This is a genomic window from Legionella tunisiensis, from assembly GCF_000308315.1.
Classification (GTDB): Bacteria; Pseudomonadota; Gammaproteobacteria; order Legionellales; family Legionellaceae; genus Tatlockia; species Tatlockia tunisiensis.
Genome location: NZ_CALJ01000046.1, coordinates 12,974 through 27,245, shown reverse-complemented (window position 1 = coordinate 27,245; position 14,272 = coordinate 12,974). Strand labels below are relative to the sequence as shown.

Here is a 14,272-nt window from a genome sequence, read left to right as displayed (position 1 = left end):
TTAAAAAACACGAACATCATGTTGCGACATAGCAAAATGGGTTGATTGCAATAAATGAATAAGATCCGTGCGGGATAATGAAAATTCAACGTCACTCACCTCATTCTCACTTGAGGGAAAATCATCTGCAGGCAAGGTGGCCAGCTTAAATTTACTGCGAGCCGCACTAATCACTACTGTCCCTGCCTTCATTGTAATAGTTGGACAGGCATCATCATCAAGCGAACGTATAATATCGATAAATTTTTTCGCAGGAACTGTTATTTTTCCAGCGGAGTGACTTGCATTACAGTTGATAAAAGCCGTTATTTCCATTTCTAAATCAGTCGCAGTTATCAACAAGCGATTATCATTCAAACTAAACAGAAAATTAGACAAAATGGCCAAAGATTGTTTCTTATCAACAGCACCAGCCACCGTTAGTAAAGGGGTAAGTAATTGTTCTTTAGTAAGTGTCAGATCGAACATAGTTAATCTCTAATCAAGACGACAAAGTACGCATCAAATTCTTGTAATCCTCGGCAAAATCATTTTCATCCTGAATTAATTCTTTGACTTTACGGCACGCATGAATAACAGTGGTATGATCTCGCCCACCAAAATGATCACCAATTTCAGGCAAACTATGATTAGTCAATTCTTTTGCTAAAGCCATTGCCATTTGCCGGGGACGAGCAATAGAACGACTCCGCCTTTTTGATAACAAATCGGCAACTTTGACTTTATAATATTCCGCAACAGTTTTTTGAATATTCTCAATAGTAACCAATTTATCTTGCAGCGCAAGCAGATCACGTAAAGCCTCGTGTACAAAATCAATAGTAATAAGCTTGCCAGTAAAATGAGCATTTGCAATAACTCGACGCAAAGCACCTTCCAATTCACGCACATTAGAGCGGATACGTTTGGCAATAAAAAAGCAACCTCATAGGGAAGTTCAATATTAGATTGTTCGGCTTTGCTAATTAAAATAGCTACACGCATTTCAAGTTCTGGCGGTTCAACAGCTACAGTTAATCCCCAGCCAAAACGAGATTTAAGCCGCTCTTCAACCCCTTCTATCTCTTTTGGATAACGATCAGAAGTAAGAATAATTTGCTGTTGTCCTTCCAACAACGCATTGAAAGTATGGAAAAATTCTTCTTGAGATCGATCTTTGCCAGCAAAAAATTGGATATCATCAATTAATAGTGCATTCAGTGAACGATAAAAACGCTTAAATTCATTAATTGAATTCGTTTGTAGAGCTTTAACCATATCAGCTACAAATCGTTCCGAATGAAGATAAAGCACTTTCGCTTCAGGATTATTTTTAAGATAGTATTGCCAATCGCATGCATTAGGTGAGTTTTGCCTAACCCAACCCCACCATAGATAAATAAAGGATTGTAAGCATCCCCTGGACGTTCAGCAACCTGTAAGGAAGCAGCGCGAGCTAATTGGTTTGAGTTACCCTCAACGAAACTATCAAAAAGAAATTTTTATTAAGATAGCTATTTTTATAATCAGCTGCCTTCTTCAGTATTGCTTTAGTACTGTTTGTCTGTACTTTTACAGGTTGAGCATCTGTATCCACAGGCTGTGCTACTTTAGTACCAATCTCTATACTAACCATTGAAACAGCATCACCACCAAACTGGCTAACCAATTCTTTAATTCTTGAATAAAAATTTTTCTTTACCCAATCTACTACAAAACGGTTAGGAGCAAGCAATACAAGGCCGTTATCCTGTATTTCCGCTTGTAGGGGGCGTAACCAGGTATTGAACTGCTGGACGGGGTATTCCTCTTTTAACAGCCCCAAACACTTCTGCCAAACATTTGCAGACACAAAAACTCCTCAATAGGCTAAAACAATATCACGCAAGCACAATCAAATAAAATATTGCCACCGAATGAACCTGGGGAGCAAGGGAAATACTTGCTCAGGAAATTTAAAGATTGCCCATATCAAACCGGCAACAACAAGGCCCATGTGAAACAAGAACAACATTAAATTTAGGTAAATCAGATTTACAAGGGCGTCAATTATACTAAGCAATGAACAAAAAACAGAGTTATCCACAATAGCAATAAAATACCCGAATGAAAATATCAAAATTGATGAAATCAAGAAATAGCTTGAACAATAAAAACGAGTACGAACCCAGATAAACCGATTTTATAATCCTTGGGATAAACTGGTTAAAAATAATGAATAAGCTATGTATAAGAGAAACTCCTACAAAGGGAATCATCTTATAAAGAGGTTATTAGCCTGAGTAACCAAAGCTTATCTACAACAAAAAATAGTGTAACCAATTGTATTTACTTTAGATATAACAAGAATTAACAGATTTTGAGAACTATATAAAAGAAATAATATATTAAAAGAATAATTTTATAGTAATTGGTCAACAACGGAAACCCGTTCTCTTTGACATTAATTGCCAATCAGCTCAAATCTAAAAGATGTTAGTAATATCAAAACAAATACTATTAAAATAAGTGGATAACTTTACTAAGAGAAGGAAGACCTTGAACTTATAGACATTTCATCTAAAGGCTATTGAGTGGTTTTTAACAGAAAAACATTTTAATAACCTACTGTATTTAAACAAAAAATAAAACTTTCAACAGAAAATAGAAACCTAAATATAAATAAAAACTCTAAAATATTCTTTTTATTAATTATTAGCTGGGCCCTCTAACAACTAAAAATCGTGCTTATTCTTTCAACATGGTTTGACAGCAGATGTAAAGTTTTCTATCATTGCCAACCTCAAAATTTAATTAACAACAGGTTCATCATGAAACGCACTTTTCAACCAAGTAATCTGAAGCGCAAACGCGATCATGGTTTTCGTCAACGAATGGCAACAAGAGGTGGTCGCTTGGTACTAAAACGTCGTCGTGCTAAAGGGCGTAAGCGTTTATCAGCCTAAGTGCACTGTTTTGGCAAAACACGTCGGTTATTAAGAAAAAGCGATTATGACCATGTGTTTGAGCAGGCAAAGAAGTTAGTTACCTCAGAGTTCATTATTTTATACCGTAAAAATTCTCTGGGGTATTCTAGGCTTGGGTTGGCATTATCAAAAAAATGGTACCCAAAGCACATGATAGAAATCGCATCAAACGTTTATTACGTGAAGGATTTCGAACTACGCGGTTACCTGCAATAGATGTGATAGTTTTGGCCAAACACGGTGTGGCAAAGGTAGAAAGCAAAACAATAATTGCCAGGTTAGGTGCTATATGGGACAAATTAATCGCTTTATACGCAATGTAATTTGCTTACCTATTGTTGTCTATCAATTTTTATTACGTCCTATCATGAAACCTTGTTGCCGTTATTACCCAAGTTGTTCAGAATATGCCCTGGTTGCCATTAAACATTTTGGTGTTTTAAAAGGGAGCTGGCTTACCTGTCGACGGCTGTTAAGATGCCATCCTTGGGCAGTTGGCGGCTATGACCCTGTATTACCTAACGAAGAGAAGCCTTAATGGATATACGACGTGTAGTTTTATATGCAGCGCTAGCGCTGATTGTTTACTCTCTGTGGACTAATTGGCAGCATGATTATCCGCCAGTTCAACCACAACAACTAGCAACTGAAGAGAAGGCTACAGAGCCTAAAAATCAATTGCTACCTAACATAGCAACCAGTACTGCAAATCAGACAGAAACAACGTCTGTTGCTACTCTTGCTGAAACGGCAAATGTAAAAAATTCTTCACCAATAATCCAAGTCAAAACTGATGTACTCAATCTACGTATTGATACACGCTATGGTGATATTGTTGAAGCGCAATTACTTGACTACCCTGAAAGTATTGAAGAAAAAGATAAACCCTTCACCTTATTACAAAATCGTGCAGGTGAGCGATATGTGGCGAATAGTGGTTTATTAACTGGATCAGGACAGTCATTGCAGACTGTTAATTTCAACTTTACCTCCGACAAACAAAACTATGAATTAAAGCCAGATGCGAAAAAATTAACTGTTGTTCTTAATGGTAAAACTTCAGAAGGGTTAGATGTTAAAAAGGAGTTTGTCTTTACAAAGGGAAGTTACCTGGTTCAAGTGAATTACCTATTGAATAATCAGGGTAAAGACGCTTGGAGTGGTTATATGAATACTCAACTCTTGCGCAGTTCACCACAAGAGGACCAATCGAGTATTTTCCATGTTGGATCTTATACAGGTGCTTCTTACTCTAATCCCCAGCATCGTTTCCAAAAGGTTCCTTTCAAGGATATGACTAAAGCAAACCTGGAGACGAAATCTCAAGGTGGTTGGATTGCAATGCAACAGCATTATTTCCTAAGTGCCTGGGTACCAAATTTGAGCAGCAACAACTTATTTTATACTCGTGTTGCCGATCAGGATTACACGATTGGTTCAGTCAGTGAACCAATCGTTGTTGCACCAGGAGCAGAGAAAAAAGTTGGCTCTAGTCTCTACATTGGCCCTGAAATTACTAGTGTTTTAAAGGGAATTGCTCCAGGACTTGATTTAACAGTTGATTATGGATGGCTATGGTTCTTGTCTTCCCTATTGTTCTCATTAATGAAAGCAATCCATTCAGTAGTAGGTAATTGGGGTTGGTCCATCGTTTTAGTTACCGTATTAATTAAATTAGCCTTTTATCGTTTGTCAGCCACCAGCTACAAATCGATGGCGAGTATGCGTAAGTTACAACCTAAATTACAAGCTCTGCGTGAACGTTATGGTGATGACAAGGCCAAAATGAGTCAGGCAACCATGGAGTTGTATCGCCAGGAAAAAGTGAATCCCTTAGGGGGCTGCTTGCCTATTCTTATCCAAATACCTGTCTTTATTGCTCTTTATTGGGTTTTATTAGAAAGCGTCGAATTACGCCAAGCTCCGTTTATTTTCTGGATTAAAGATTTGGCAGTTGCCGATCCATACCATGTATTACCCATCATTATGGGAGCGACAATGTTGATCCAGCAGCGCTTAAATCCTACGCCGCCTGATCCAATGCAAGCAAAGATTATGATGTTCTTACCAATCCTCTTTACTGGTCTATTCTGGAATTTTCCGGCAGGTTTGGTTTTATACTGGATAGTGAATAACGCATTATCTATCCTGCAACAATGGTATATAACGCGTAAATATAGCGATGATAGACCAAAGAAAGCTTTGGTTTCTGCGAAATAAATGGCATCAGATACTATTGCAGCTATCGCCACTCCTCCTGGACGCGGGGGAGTGGGAGTTATACGTCTTTCGGGTCCACAAGCTTACTCAATCGCTTTACAATTAAATGCTAAAAAGGACTTAACACCCCGTGTTGCCAAATATTGCTCTTTTATTAATCGAAATGGTGATATTTTAGATAATGGTCTAGTCATTTACTTTAAAGCCCCTCATTCTTTTACGGGAGAAGATGTCGTAGAACTGCAAGGACACGGAGCGCCTATTGCTTTAGATTCCCTACTAAAAGAATGCATAATTCTCGGGGCGCGGTTAGCCAAACCAGGAGAGTTTTCCGAACGGGCTTTTTGAATGATAAATGGATTTAACCCAGGCAGAAGCGATTGCGGATCTTATTAATGCCAGTTCACAAACAGCCGCTCGCATGGCATTGAGATCGCTGCAAGGTGATTTCTCAGATAAAATCCACAAATTAAACGAAAGTATAATTCATTTACGCCTCTTTGTAGAGGCAGCAATCGATTTTCCTGAGGAGGAAATTGATTTTCTTCACGATGGTAAAGTGGCTGCAATGTTGGCAGATATATTGGCATCCTTGACGAGTATTCGTAACAATGCGTCACAGGGCGCTATTATTCGTGAAGGCCTGTCTATTGTGATTGTTGGTCGTCCGAATGCTGGAAAGTCAACGCTTATCAATTGTTTGGCTGGCCGCGATGTGGCAATTGTAACGGATGTAGCTGGCACCACACGTGATGTTATGCGCGAGCATATCTTGCTCGATGATATTCCATTACACGTGATCGATACAGCAGGCCTGCGCGAAAGCGAGGATCTGGTAGAGAAAGAAGGAATTAAGCGAGCTTGGCAAGAGGTGAGCCGCGCTGATTGCTTATTGATGGTAATCGATGTCAGCAAGACTGATAATAGTAGTGAATTAAGCGAAACCATTCGCACTACTCTGCCACCCGGTGTTCCAGTGATTCAAGTCTATAACAAGATTGATTCTATGGGACTAACTCCTCAAAAAAAGAGGCGGCTGTCTACCTTTCTGCTAAATCTGGCGCTGGCCTGGAATTGTTAAAAGACAAAATTAAAGAAGTAGTTGGTTATCAACCAACGGAAGGCTTATTCTTAGCTCGAAGGCGCCATTTAGACGCTTTAGATAGGGCAAAAGAGTTACTACTTGCTGGACAGAAACAGTTGGTAACACAACGAGCTGGGGAATTACTTGCCGAAGATTTACGTCTGGCTCACCAAGCATTGGGAGAAATTACAGGAGAATTTTCTTCTGATGATTTACTTGGTAGAATTTTTTCCAGTTTTTGTATTGGCAAGTAAAATCGCAGGGATTTCTTCTTCTTTCTTAAAAGCCGTCTATTCAGATATCTAAAAAATATGCAAAATCATATGGTTAGAGATAATAAAAGTTTATGTTGCTATTTGCTAGGCAATATGAAAAAATAAATACAAAATAGCTTGCTTTGCAGATCATTCTAATGATAAGTTTGTATTTTTAACTTATTGCACATTTTTTGATGGATTAGACTATGGCCTCCTATTCAGATCGATACTACCGCTTTGCCCGGGACAAACACATTTTTTTACTTCGGAAGTCAATAATACTCATGACGTCGAAGTGCTTGCGACGGGTGCTGAGTTGGACAAGCGTCGGTACGAATTTCTGGCTAGTAATAAACTACTAATCGAGCAAGAATTTAATCAATTATTTGCTGCTCTTAAAAAGAAGGGTATTGCCAACCAGGAGGCTGGAAAGAAATTTTGGCTTTACTGTTATTACTGCAGTGTACTGCTGAAAAATTATTATGAAATTCATGATGAAAAAGGCAAGGCACACGAGTTTGCAGATTTTTCTGCAGCAATAAAAGGTCGTTGCAATGATGTAGTAACACCTGTAGTGGCCCCCAAGGATGAAGCATTTCTGAAGAAATTGAGTACTCAAATTGGTGCTAGCATAAAAGAAATTAAAGAGACCCCCTTTAGCATTTCCAAAATAATAAGTAATGTTGGTTTTGCTAATGTAAGCCGTATTTATTGGACTTTCTGTCGACTAACTATGAAAAATTCACTTTTTCTGGCTCGTGAATTTCAATGGATGGAAAAATTAGGCAATATACTGGGTAAAGAGATTGATGTTGATGCTATTGTCCACACTTGGGAAAAGCCTAATGATATTTTCCGCGCCTTAAGCGTTGGCTTTTTCGTCGCCCGCATGATTCTGAATATGGGAATCGCGCTTAAACATGCGCTTGCCCCGACGACGGATGAAACAGATTTAACTGCCTGGCGGCGTTTTTCAGATGAACTTTATGAGCGCCGAACTACTTATCTAAACGATATAGTTTGGGCTAGCGTTAATGGCCTCACTAATTATAATGAATACTTTGGGATTTCTAATCCAGTAGCTGGTTGGGCAACCGCAGGATTCCTATTCTTCGACATCTCTCTGCTTTTATATCGGCGTGAACTGGCTAAAGATGCTTATTTAACTAAAAAAGCAGAATATGAAGAAGAATGTATATATCATGAGCAATATCCCGATCATGAGCATGTACTGGCACTGGAAATATTACGGGAACAAATCAAGCAACTTGATAACAGTTGGGAAGTAGAAAGCTCCACTTACCTGTTTAATGCCACGGGTGCTTTACTATTAATGATGGGCTTTTCGGCTTCCATGTTACTGACACCTGCTGCTTTGGTCGTTGGTTCCTATATGGTATGTACTCTTGGGGTAGCAATCTACTTGTCTGATGGCGCTTATAGCAATTATAAGGAGAAGAATGTTGCTCTTCGTACAGCCAAATTAGAAAATGCAGACCCAAAGGTAATTAGATCAGCTCAGTGGGAACAGCAAACTGCGAGTGATAATTTTTATTTTACCCTGGGTAAAAATGCGGTTATGCCTGCTTTATTTATGGGTACTATGGCAATCTCCTTACCTGCTGCTTTAGCAATGACAGCTGTCTATACTATTTACAGCCTGGGAAGTTCTTACCGCAAGCATAATCAGGATAAAGCCATGCAGATTAGTATAAATCATGAAGATAATGCTGAACGAACATTTTCATTTACTGCATAAAACAACAATCTATCGTAACAACCAACTATTAGCTAATAGTTGGTTGTTACAATCTATATATTGCTACTAATAGCCGTCCGGATACATCGCGTTAATTGCTGCAATGTCTTTATCGCTCAAATAATTTCTTTGACCTATTTCGATTCCATCACTCAAGGGCTCAATCGTTTTTTACCGTTTTTTGAAAAAGCATAGGCACCATAATGCATAATTGATTGGTAATCATAACTACCAAAATCTTCACCATCTGTTAAATGTTGATCAAAGTTAAATTTATGATCCTCCTCAATATTTTCCCAAAGGATACGAATAAATTCTTCTCGATCAGCACGTGATTGCTCATGCCATAAACCGAGCGCATGGCCAATTTCATGCACAGTATTCATCGCAGTACAACGAGTTGATAAGTTAATTTCCTGGCGTCCACCTTGTTTTCCTACATAAGATGAACAGGTTGTGCCTTCTGCAGGAAAAAAACAACATAATCACGATAGTCATGGCGATTTTTGCTAGTTAATTCTACAAATTTAATACTGGTTTTTTCTTGCCAATGCGCGATCGCCTGTAAAACAGCCAATTTATTTTTAAAAGGTAAATCTTCTGCTATTTCAAAAGGAATAATACCACCTGGCCATCTACTGCCACCAATTTTATGCCTTATTACTGCACGAAATCGTCGTAAATCGGCAATTTTAGCAACAAGAATATCTCCTTCCACTACAGCAAAGCCATTAATTTGTTCGTAAATGATAGAACGACTACCGAGGAGAGGATCTGCAACAACAACGCGACCTAAAGTAATTGCAGAACTAAGAGAACATGATAACAACAAAGGTAAAAACAAAGTTTAGGCAATTTTGGCATGATTAATATCCTTATTAACACAACCATATTCACATTCTATACAGATCGAAATTTATTTTTAAGTAGCTGATACTTTATCAATTAAACTAAATCAAGCTGTTCTCTATAGGATGTATGTCGTGTCTTACGGTATGTAAAAAATTATCTTTATGCTTGTAAAAATACGAATTCACCGACTGCAGCATAAATCAGCGATGGTAAAAGTTTTCAATAGCATCATCTGCCATTTTCTAACATATCTAGCCCCTTCTTATAGAGTTCATTTTTTGAGATTTTTGTTAATAAACTCGCAATTTTTACTGCCTGCTTTAAGGGCAGTTCCTCAAGTAAAATTGTTAAAATTTCTTCTCCCTTTGTGCAGGTTGTAGCCATAGGTTTTGCTGGAAGAATAAGGACAAACTCACCCTTTGAGTGGTTATTATCCATCAGCAACCAATCTTTTATTTCCTGGACAGTCCCCCTAATAAAGCGTTCAAAAATTTTAGTTAATTCCTTAGCCAGCACCATTTCATAATGTTGACCGTAAACTTGCATAATATCATTAATACAATCAACAATTCGATGTGTAGATTCATAAAAGATTAAGGTATGCTCTGAGTTTTGTAGAGCATCAAGTTTATTTTTTCTCGCAACTGATTTAGCGGGAAGAAAACCGGCAAAGGTGAAGCTATCACAAGGAACGCCTGCGGCACAAAGTGCTGTTATTAAAGCACAAGCCCCAGGAATCGGAACAACTGGAATTTGATTTTCTTGTGCAAGTCGCACGAGGGGAAAGCCGGGGTCGCTGATTAATGGAGTTCCTGCATCACTAACGAGAGCAAACGATTTTCCTTGCTGTAAGGCATTAAGGATCTGTTCGCTTTTGTCATTTTCATTATGTGCATGTAATGAAAGTAAAGGCTTATGAATGCCTAAGGCACTCAGCAATTGTTGGGAATGACGGGTATCTTCAGCCAGTATGGTATCAACTGTTTTTAAAATATCCAACGCGCGCAAACTAATGTCATCGCGATTGCCAATCGGTGTGGCAACGATATAAAGAGTACCAACAATGGTTGCTGAACTTTTTACCATAGTTTATCCTATTCCGTTCCAGCGCTTCGGACGTACCTCCATGTTACCAAATTCATTCGTGTTAAAATTAGTATTGTTAATAGTTTCGGTCATTTTGCTTTCTCAATGCACAAAAGTTGCTGAAAATCAAAATACTCCTTCACGCTCAAACAAGCAATCCACCATTCCTTATCCAATGCCGGCAAGTGCATACCTTGCTTTGGCAAAAAATCAGGGCGGCGACGAGCAGCAAAATCTTTTGCTCATGGCGGCCGGACGTTTTATCTACGATGGCCAGTGGCGAGAGGGTATAAGAACGTTAACGCAAACTAATAATTTATCACCCGAGCAGACTAGCGAAAAAATATATTACTCGCCAAAACATATTTGATTCGTGAGCAGCCGAAGGCAGCTATTGCCAAGCTGTCGAGCGTACGTGAAATTAACAGTTTGCCACCTTTTTATCAAGTTCAATTTCATGAAATCCTGGCTAATGCTTATGAATCAGTGGGTAATGCTAGCGAATCAGTGATTGAACGCATTAAATTAGAGCGCCTTTTAACTGATGAGGTAGCACAGGCTAATAACCGCCGCATTTTATGGCTTACTTTGACTAAATTGCCTGTTGCTGAACTTAATACCTTGGCAATTGAGGCGCATGAGGGATCCGATTTACAGGGATGGATGGAGTTGGCGCTTATTCCACGACAGAATTCTGCAAACGCTGAGGCTACTTATGCTCGTGTTGAACAATGGCAACAGCACTATCCTGGGCATCCTGCTAATGGTATTTTGCCCTCCCCTTTATCTGCTGTTAAACCTTATTTGCATGGAGCCCCTCGCCAAATGGCTCTTTTACTCCCTCTTACAGGGCCTTTAGCCGGACCTGGTAATGCTATTCGTGATGGTTTTGTAGGTGCAGCAGAAAATAATACTGGTTCAATAGCGAAAATTCGTTTATATGATACAGCCTCAGGAAATGTTACCGATTTATACCAGCAGGCAATAGCAGATGGCGCTGATTATATTGTTGGTCCTTTAAGCAAAACTGATGTGGCTAGTGTTGCAGCGATGGAGCATCCTGTTCCCACTCTTTTGCTGAATGATATGGAAACGGGGACTAATATGAATGCTTACCGTTTCGGTTTATCACCTTCTAACGAGGCAAGGCAAGTTGCTGTCAAGGCCCGTAAAAAAGGGTATAGACGGGCTTTGATTATTGCTCCAAAGGGGAGTTGGGGCGATGAAATTGTTGCTGCCTTTTCCTCACAATGGCGCTCTGGTGAAGGGATCATCACTGATCAATTGAGGTATGCCAATAACGAGGATTTGAATAGTGCTGTGCGGGATATTCTTCATATCTCTGATAGTCAGGCACGCGAAAAGACACTTAAACAATTACTAGGCAGTAATATTCAATCCGTTCCTGCACGACGACAGGATTTTGATATGATTTTTATGCTTGCCTATCCTTCAAAAGCACGGCAAATCATGCCTCTTTTAAAATATTATTTTGCTGGTGATGTTCCGGTTTATGCAACGTCCACAGTGTATAGCGGAAGTTTGAATATCATGAAAGATAAGGATTTAAATGGCATCATTTTCTGCGACATGCCTTGGGTTTTTGCTCATCAGATGGGTAATAAGAACTGGCCCGAACAGCTTAATAGTTATAATCGCTTATATGCCTTAGGGATGGATAGTTACGCGTTGGCCAATCAATTGAATCAGCTATTACTCTTCCCTGCGATGGGAGTTAATGATAAAAGTGGTGCTCTTTATCTGAATCGGGCACAGCAGGTTGCAAGAATTCCTGCTTGGGGTCAATTTAAGAATGGTGTAGCAGTAGCCATGGCCGACTAATACAGATAGGTGTGGTAAAACAATGTCGCAAAGGATTGGGTACACAGAGGAACAACAAGCACGGACACACCTTTCTGCTCAGGGATTGAAATGGGTGGCGAGTAATTATCGCTGTCGTTGGGGTGAAATAGATTTGATAATGCGAGAAGGCACTTACCTTGTTTTTATCGAAGTGCGTGCTCGTACCTCACTTTCATTTGGAGGTGCTGCAGCAAGCGTGACATACAGTAAACGGCAAAGACTCGTAAAAACGGCTGCCCACTATTTACTTACAAATAAAATTAATGAAACACAACCTACCCGTTTTGATGTACTGACTTTAGAGGGGAAGCCCGCAAAAATTGAGTGGATAAAAATGCTTTTGGTTTGGATTTTTAGAAAAATGTGAATCTAACGGCATAAAATGCACACAAGCTTTTTATGCCGAACTCACGTAATTAATTGGGAATATAAAGATGACACAGATGGAAGACAGAGTTAGGCAACTCTTTGGTATTAGCATCGAAGGGAAAATAGCTGTTGCTGATGCTTTGTCCATATTAATAGCTAAGGCAGGATTACGCTTGGTTAATTGCCTTCTTAACGATGGAAAGATATTGTTGTGCGGTAATGGCGGCTCAGCTGCGAATTGTTTACATTTTTCTGCTGTTATGCTCAATCATTTTGAAGTAGAGCGCCCTCCTTTACCTGTTATAACCTTAAGTACAGATATGGCCTCACTGACATCGGTTTCCAATGATCATCATTATGATCAGATTTTTGCCCGTCAAATTCATGCATTAGGGCAAGAAAAGGATGTTTTACTAGCACTTTCAACATCTGGTAATTCAGATAGTATTTTGCACGCCGTAAATGCAGCAAATGATCGTGGGATGGATACGATTGCTTTAAGTGGGCGCGATGGAGGTGTTCTTGCTAATCACCTAGGGCCTGAAGACATTGAACTTAGAGTGCAGGCTGATAGTGCGGCACGTATTCGTGAAACACATTTATTCATCTTGCATTGTTTTTGTGATTTGATAGATCAATCTTTGTTTGGTCAAATGTTGGGGTAAGTTATGAAGATTCGCTCAATAATTTTTTACTAGTTAGTTCATTGTTGACAGGATGCGTCGCCGTAGTCGTAGCTGGGGCTGCTGCTGGTCTTGTTGTTTATGATCGGCGTAGTGTTGTTACATTAGAAAGTGATGCTCGTATTTTTCATAAGGTTCATACCGCTATAGTCACTGATCCCCGTTTTCGTGATTCACGCATTCTAGTAAGCAGCTTTAACCGTGTTGTCTTGCTTGTTGGGCAAACACCAACAGCATCACTAAGAGTGGTAGCGGAAAAAATCGCACAAAATACTCCTAATGTGAGAAGAGTCTATGATGAGATTTCTGTTGATTATCCTATACCTCTAAGTCAGCGAACAAAGGACGCCTGGATAACTAGTCAGGTACGTAGTTTAATGTTGGCCAAAAAAGATTTGGAATCAGGTTCAATTCGTATTGTGACAGAAAACGCCGTTGTGTATTTAATGGGAATTGCTACTCATGAGCAAGCCGATTTAGCGGTCAATGTGGCTAGACAGGTACAAGGTGTTCGTAAAGTGGTTAAAGTTTTCCAATATATTGTCTAAGAGCTATGAGAAAACAAGGATGTTTTGTTGTCATTTTTTTAGGCTGCAGTCTTTTGACTGGTTGTCTTGGTGGTGTATGGACCGGAGCTACTTTAGTTTATGATCGCCATAATGTTTATAAGAAACTCAGTGATTATGAGCTTTCTGCAGAAGCACATCGTGTGTTGTATGGAGACAACGTTTTTAAAGCAGAGAGCTGTGCAATCGACCTGGCCGTTTTCAATGGAGATATTCTTTTGGCAGGCCATGTCCCCAGTCTGGAACTGCGTGAGACAGCGATTAAAAGGATATCTGCTCTATCTGGTTATCGTCGTTTGTTCAACCAAATGGATATTAGTCCACAACCAGGTAACACGTTAGAGGACGGCTGGATCACCGCTAAAATTCGCAGTCAGATTTTTGCTAACTCAGCGATTGATCCAAATGCTTTTAAGATTGTTACTTCTGATCGTATTGTTTACCTAATGGGAGATGTGAGACCAGCCCAAGCTACAGCTGTAATCGATATTGCCAGGAATACCACAGGTGTCGAACGAGTCGTTAAATTACTCAAATATTACAATTTGAGCATGCAGCCAACAAAAGATGGTTAATCTGCATTAGAAG

16 protein-coding genes and 2 pseudogenes are annotated in these 14,272 nt (G+C 39.4%); 13 read left to right on the top strand and 5 right to left on the bottom strand.

All coding sequences use genetic code 11. The features are described 5' to 3' along the window. Together BN58_RS32610 and dnaA are read right to left on the bottom strand one after the other, a co-directional pair. Window positions 1-468, bottom strand: coding sequence for a beta clamp domain-containing protein (locus tag BN58_RS32610; protein WP_232220299.1), 468 nt, complete (start codon window positions 466-468; stop codon window positions 1-3). Between the two features lie 13 nt (window positions 469-481). Then, window positions 482-1,831, bottom strand: a pseudogene (gene dnaA, locus BN58_RS21730) (chromosomal replication initiator protein DnaA). A 958-nt stretch (window positions 1,832-2,789) separates the two neighbouring features. On the opposite strand from dnaA, the gene rpmH reads away from it, so the two are divergent. The 7 genes and pseudogenes from rpmH to BN58_RS21720 all read left to right on the top strand — a co-directional run bounded on the left by rpmH (window position 2,790) and on the right by BN58_RS21720 (window position 8,265). Continuing rightward, window positions 2,790-2,924 (top strand): 50S ribosomal protein L34, encoded by a 135-nt coding sequence (rpmH, locus tag BN58_RS03435; protein ID WP_019215662.1) that lies wholly within the window; start codon window positions 2,790-2,792, stop codon window positions 2,922-2,924. Then, complete coding sequence (locus tag BN58_RS32605) at window positions 2,925-3,161, top strand: ribonuclease P protein component (protein ID WP_332247923.1); 237 nt, start codon at window positions 2,925-2,927, stop codon at window positions 3,159-3,161. It begins immediately after the preceding gene. Further along, window positions 3,080-3,268, top strand: coding sequence for a ribonuclease P protein component (locus BN58_RS32600; RefSeq protein ID WP_232220297.1), 189 nt, complete (start codon window positions 3,080-3,082; stop codon window positions 3,266-3,268). The genes BN58_RS32605 and BN58_RS32600 overlap by 82 nt, the downstream gene beginning before the upstream one ends. Beyond that, window positions 3,235-3,483 carry a membrane protein insertion efficiency factor YidD gene (gene yidD / locus BN58_RS03425; protein ID WP_019215660.1) on the top strand — a complete coding sequence of 83 codons (249 nt, stop codon included), beginning with the start codon at window positions 3,235-3,237 and terminating at the stop codon, window positions 3,481-3,483. Before BN58_RS32600 ends, yidD begins: the two co-directional genes overlap by 34 nt. Then, window positions 3,483-5,165: a membrane protein insertase YidC gene (gene yidC, locus BN58_RS03420; RefSeq protein ID WP_019215659.1), complete on the top strand. Its 1,683-nt coding sequence runs from the start codon at window positions 3,483-3,485 to the stop codon at window positions 5,163-5,165. The genes yidD and yidC overlap by 1 nt, the downstream gene beginning before the upstream one ends. Then, window positions 5,166-6,503, top strand: a pseudogene (gene mnmE / locus BN58_RS21725) (tRNA uridine-5-carboxymethylaminomethyl(34) synthesis GTPase MnmE). A gap of 298 nt (window positions 6,504-6,801) precedes the next feature. Next, window positions 6,802-8,265: a hypothetical protein gene (locus BN58_RS21720; protein WP_019215656.1), complete on the top strand. Its 1,464-nt coding sequence runs from the start codon at window positions 6,802-6,804 to the stop codon at window positions 8,263-8,265. 152 nt (window positions 8,266-8,417) lie between these two features. Here BN58_RS21720 and BN58_RS35745 read toward each other — a convergent pair whose 3' ends face one another. From BN58_RS35745 to rsmI, 3 genes are all read right to left on the bottom strand, one after another. Then, a complete protein-coding gene (locus BN58_RS35745) occupies window positions 8,418-8,678 on the bottom strand; it encodes a M12 family metallopeptidase (RefSeq protein WP_269570091.1) in 261 nt (86 codons plus the stop codon). A 23-nt stretch (window positions 8,679-8,701) separates the two neighbouring features. Beyond that, a complete protein-coding gene (locus BN58_RS35740) occupies window positions 8,702-9,109 on the bottom strand; it encodes a M12 family metallopeptidase (protein ID WP_269570090.1) in 408 nt (135 codons plus the stop codon). Window positions 9,110-9,345: 236 nt separating this feature from the next. Then, window positions 9,346-10,203 (bottom strand): 16S rRNA (cytidine(1402)-2'-O)-methyltransferase, encoded by an 858-nt coding sequence (gene rsmI / locus BN58_RS03400; protein ID WP_019215655.1) that lies wholly within the window; start codon window positions 10,201-10,203, stop codon window positions 9,346-9,348. Window positions 10,204-10,276: 73 nt separating this feature from the next. Here rsmI and BN58_RS32595 point away from each other — a divergent pair, with 73 nt between their 5' ends. The 6 genes from BN58_RS32595 (at window position 10,277) to BN58_RS03370 (ending at window position 14,259) form a co-directional block, all read left to right on the top strand. After that, a complete protein-coding gene (locus tag BN58_RS32595) occupies window positions 10,277-10,573 on the top strand; it encodes a hypothetical protein (RefSeq protein WP_232220296.1) in 297 nt (98 codons plus the stop codon). Next, on the top strand, window positions 10,570-12,045 hold the full coding sequence (locus BN58_RS03390) for a penicillin-binding protein activator (protein ID WP_019215653.1): 1,476 nt from the start codon (window positions 10,570-10,572) through the stop codon (window positions 12,043-12,045). The genes BN58_RS32595 and BN58_RS03390 overlap by 4 nt, the downstream gene beginning before the upstream one ends. A gap of 22 nt (window positions 12,046-12,067) precedes the next feature. Then, window positions 12,068-12,433 carry a YraN family protein gene (locus BN58_RS03385; RefSeq protein ID WP_019215652.1) on the top strand — a complete coding sequence of 122 codons (366 nt, stop codon included), beginning with the start codon at window positions 12,068-12,070 and terminating at the stop codon, window positions 12,431-12,433. Window positions 12,434-12,500: 67 nt separating this feature from the next. Further along, entirely contained in the window at window positions 12,501-13,100 is a 600-nt protein-coding gene (locus BN58_RS03380) for an SIS domain-containing protein (protein ID WP_019215651.1), read from the top strand. 41 nt (window positions 13,101-13,141) lie between these two features. Further along, on the top strand, window positions 13,142-13,666 hold the full coding sequence (locus tag BN58_RS03375; RefSeq protein WP_019215650.1) for a BON domain-containing protein: 525 nt from the start codon (window positions 13,142-13,144) through the stop codon (window positions 13,664-13,666). A gap of 5 nt (window positions 13,667-13,671) precedes the next feature. Then, complete coding sequence (locus BN58_RS03370; protein ID WP_019215649.1) at window positions 13,672-14,259, top strand: BON domain-containing protein; 588 nt, start codon at window positions 13,672-13,674, stop codon at window positions 14,257-14,259. The last annotated feature ends 13 nt before the right edge of the window (window positions 14,260-14,272 follow it).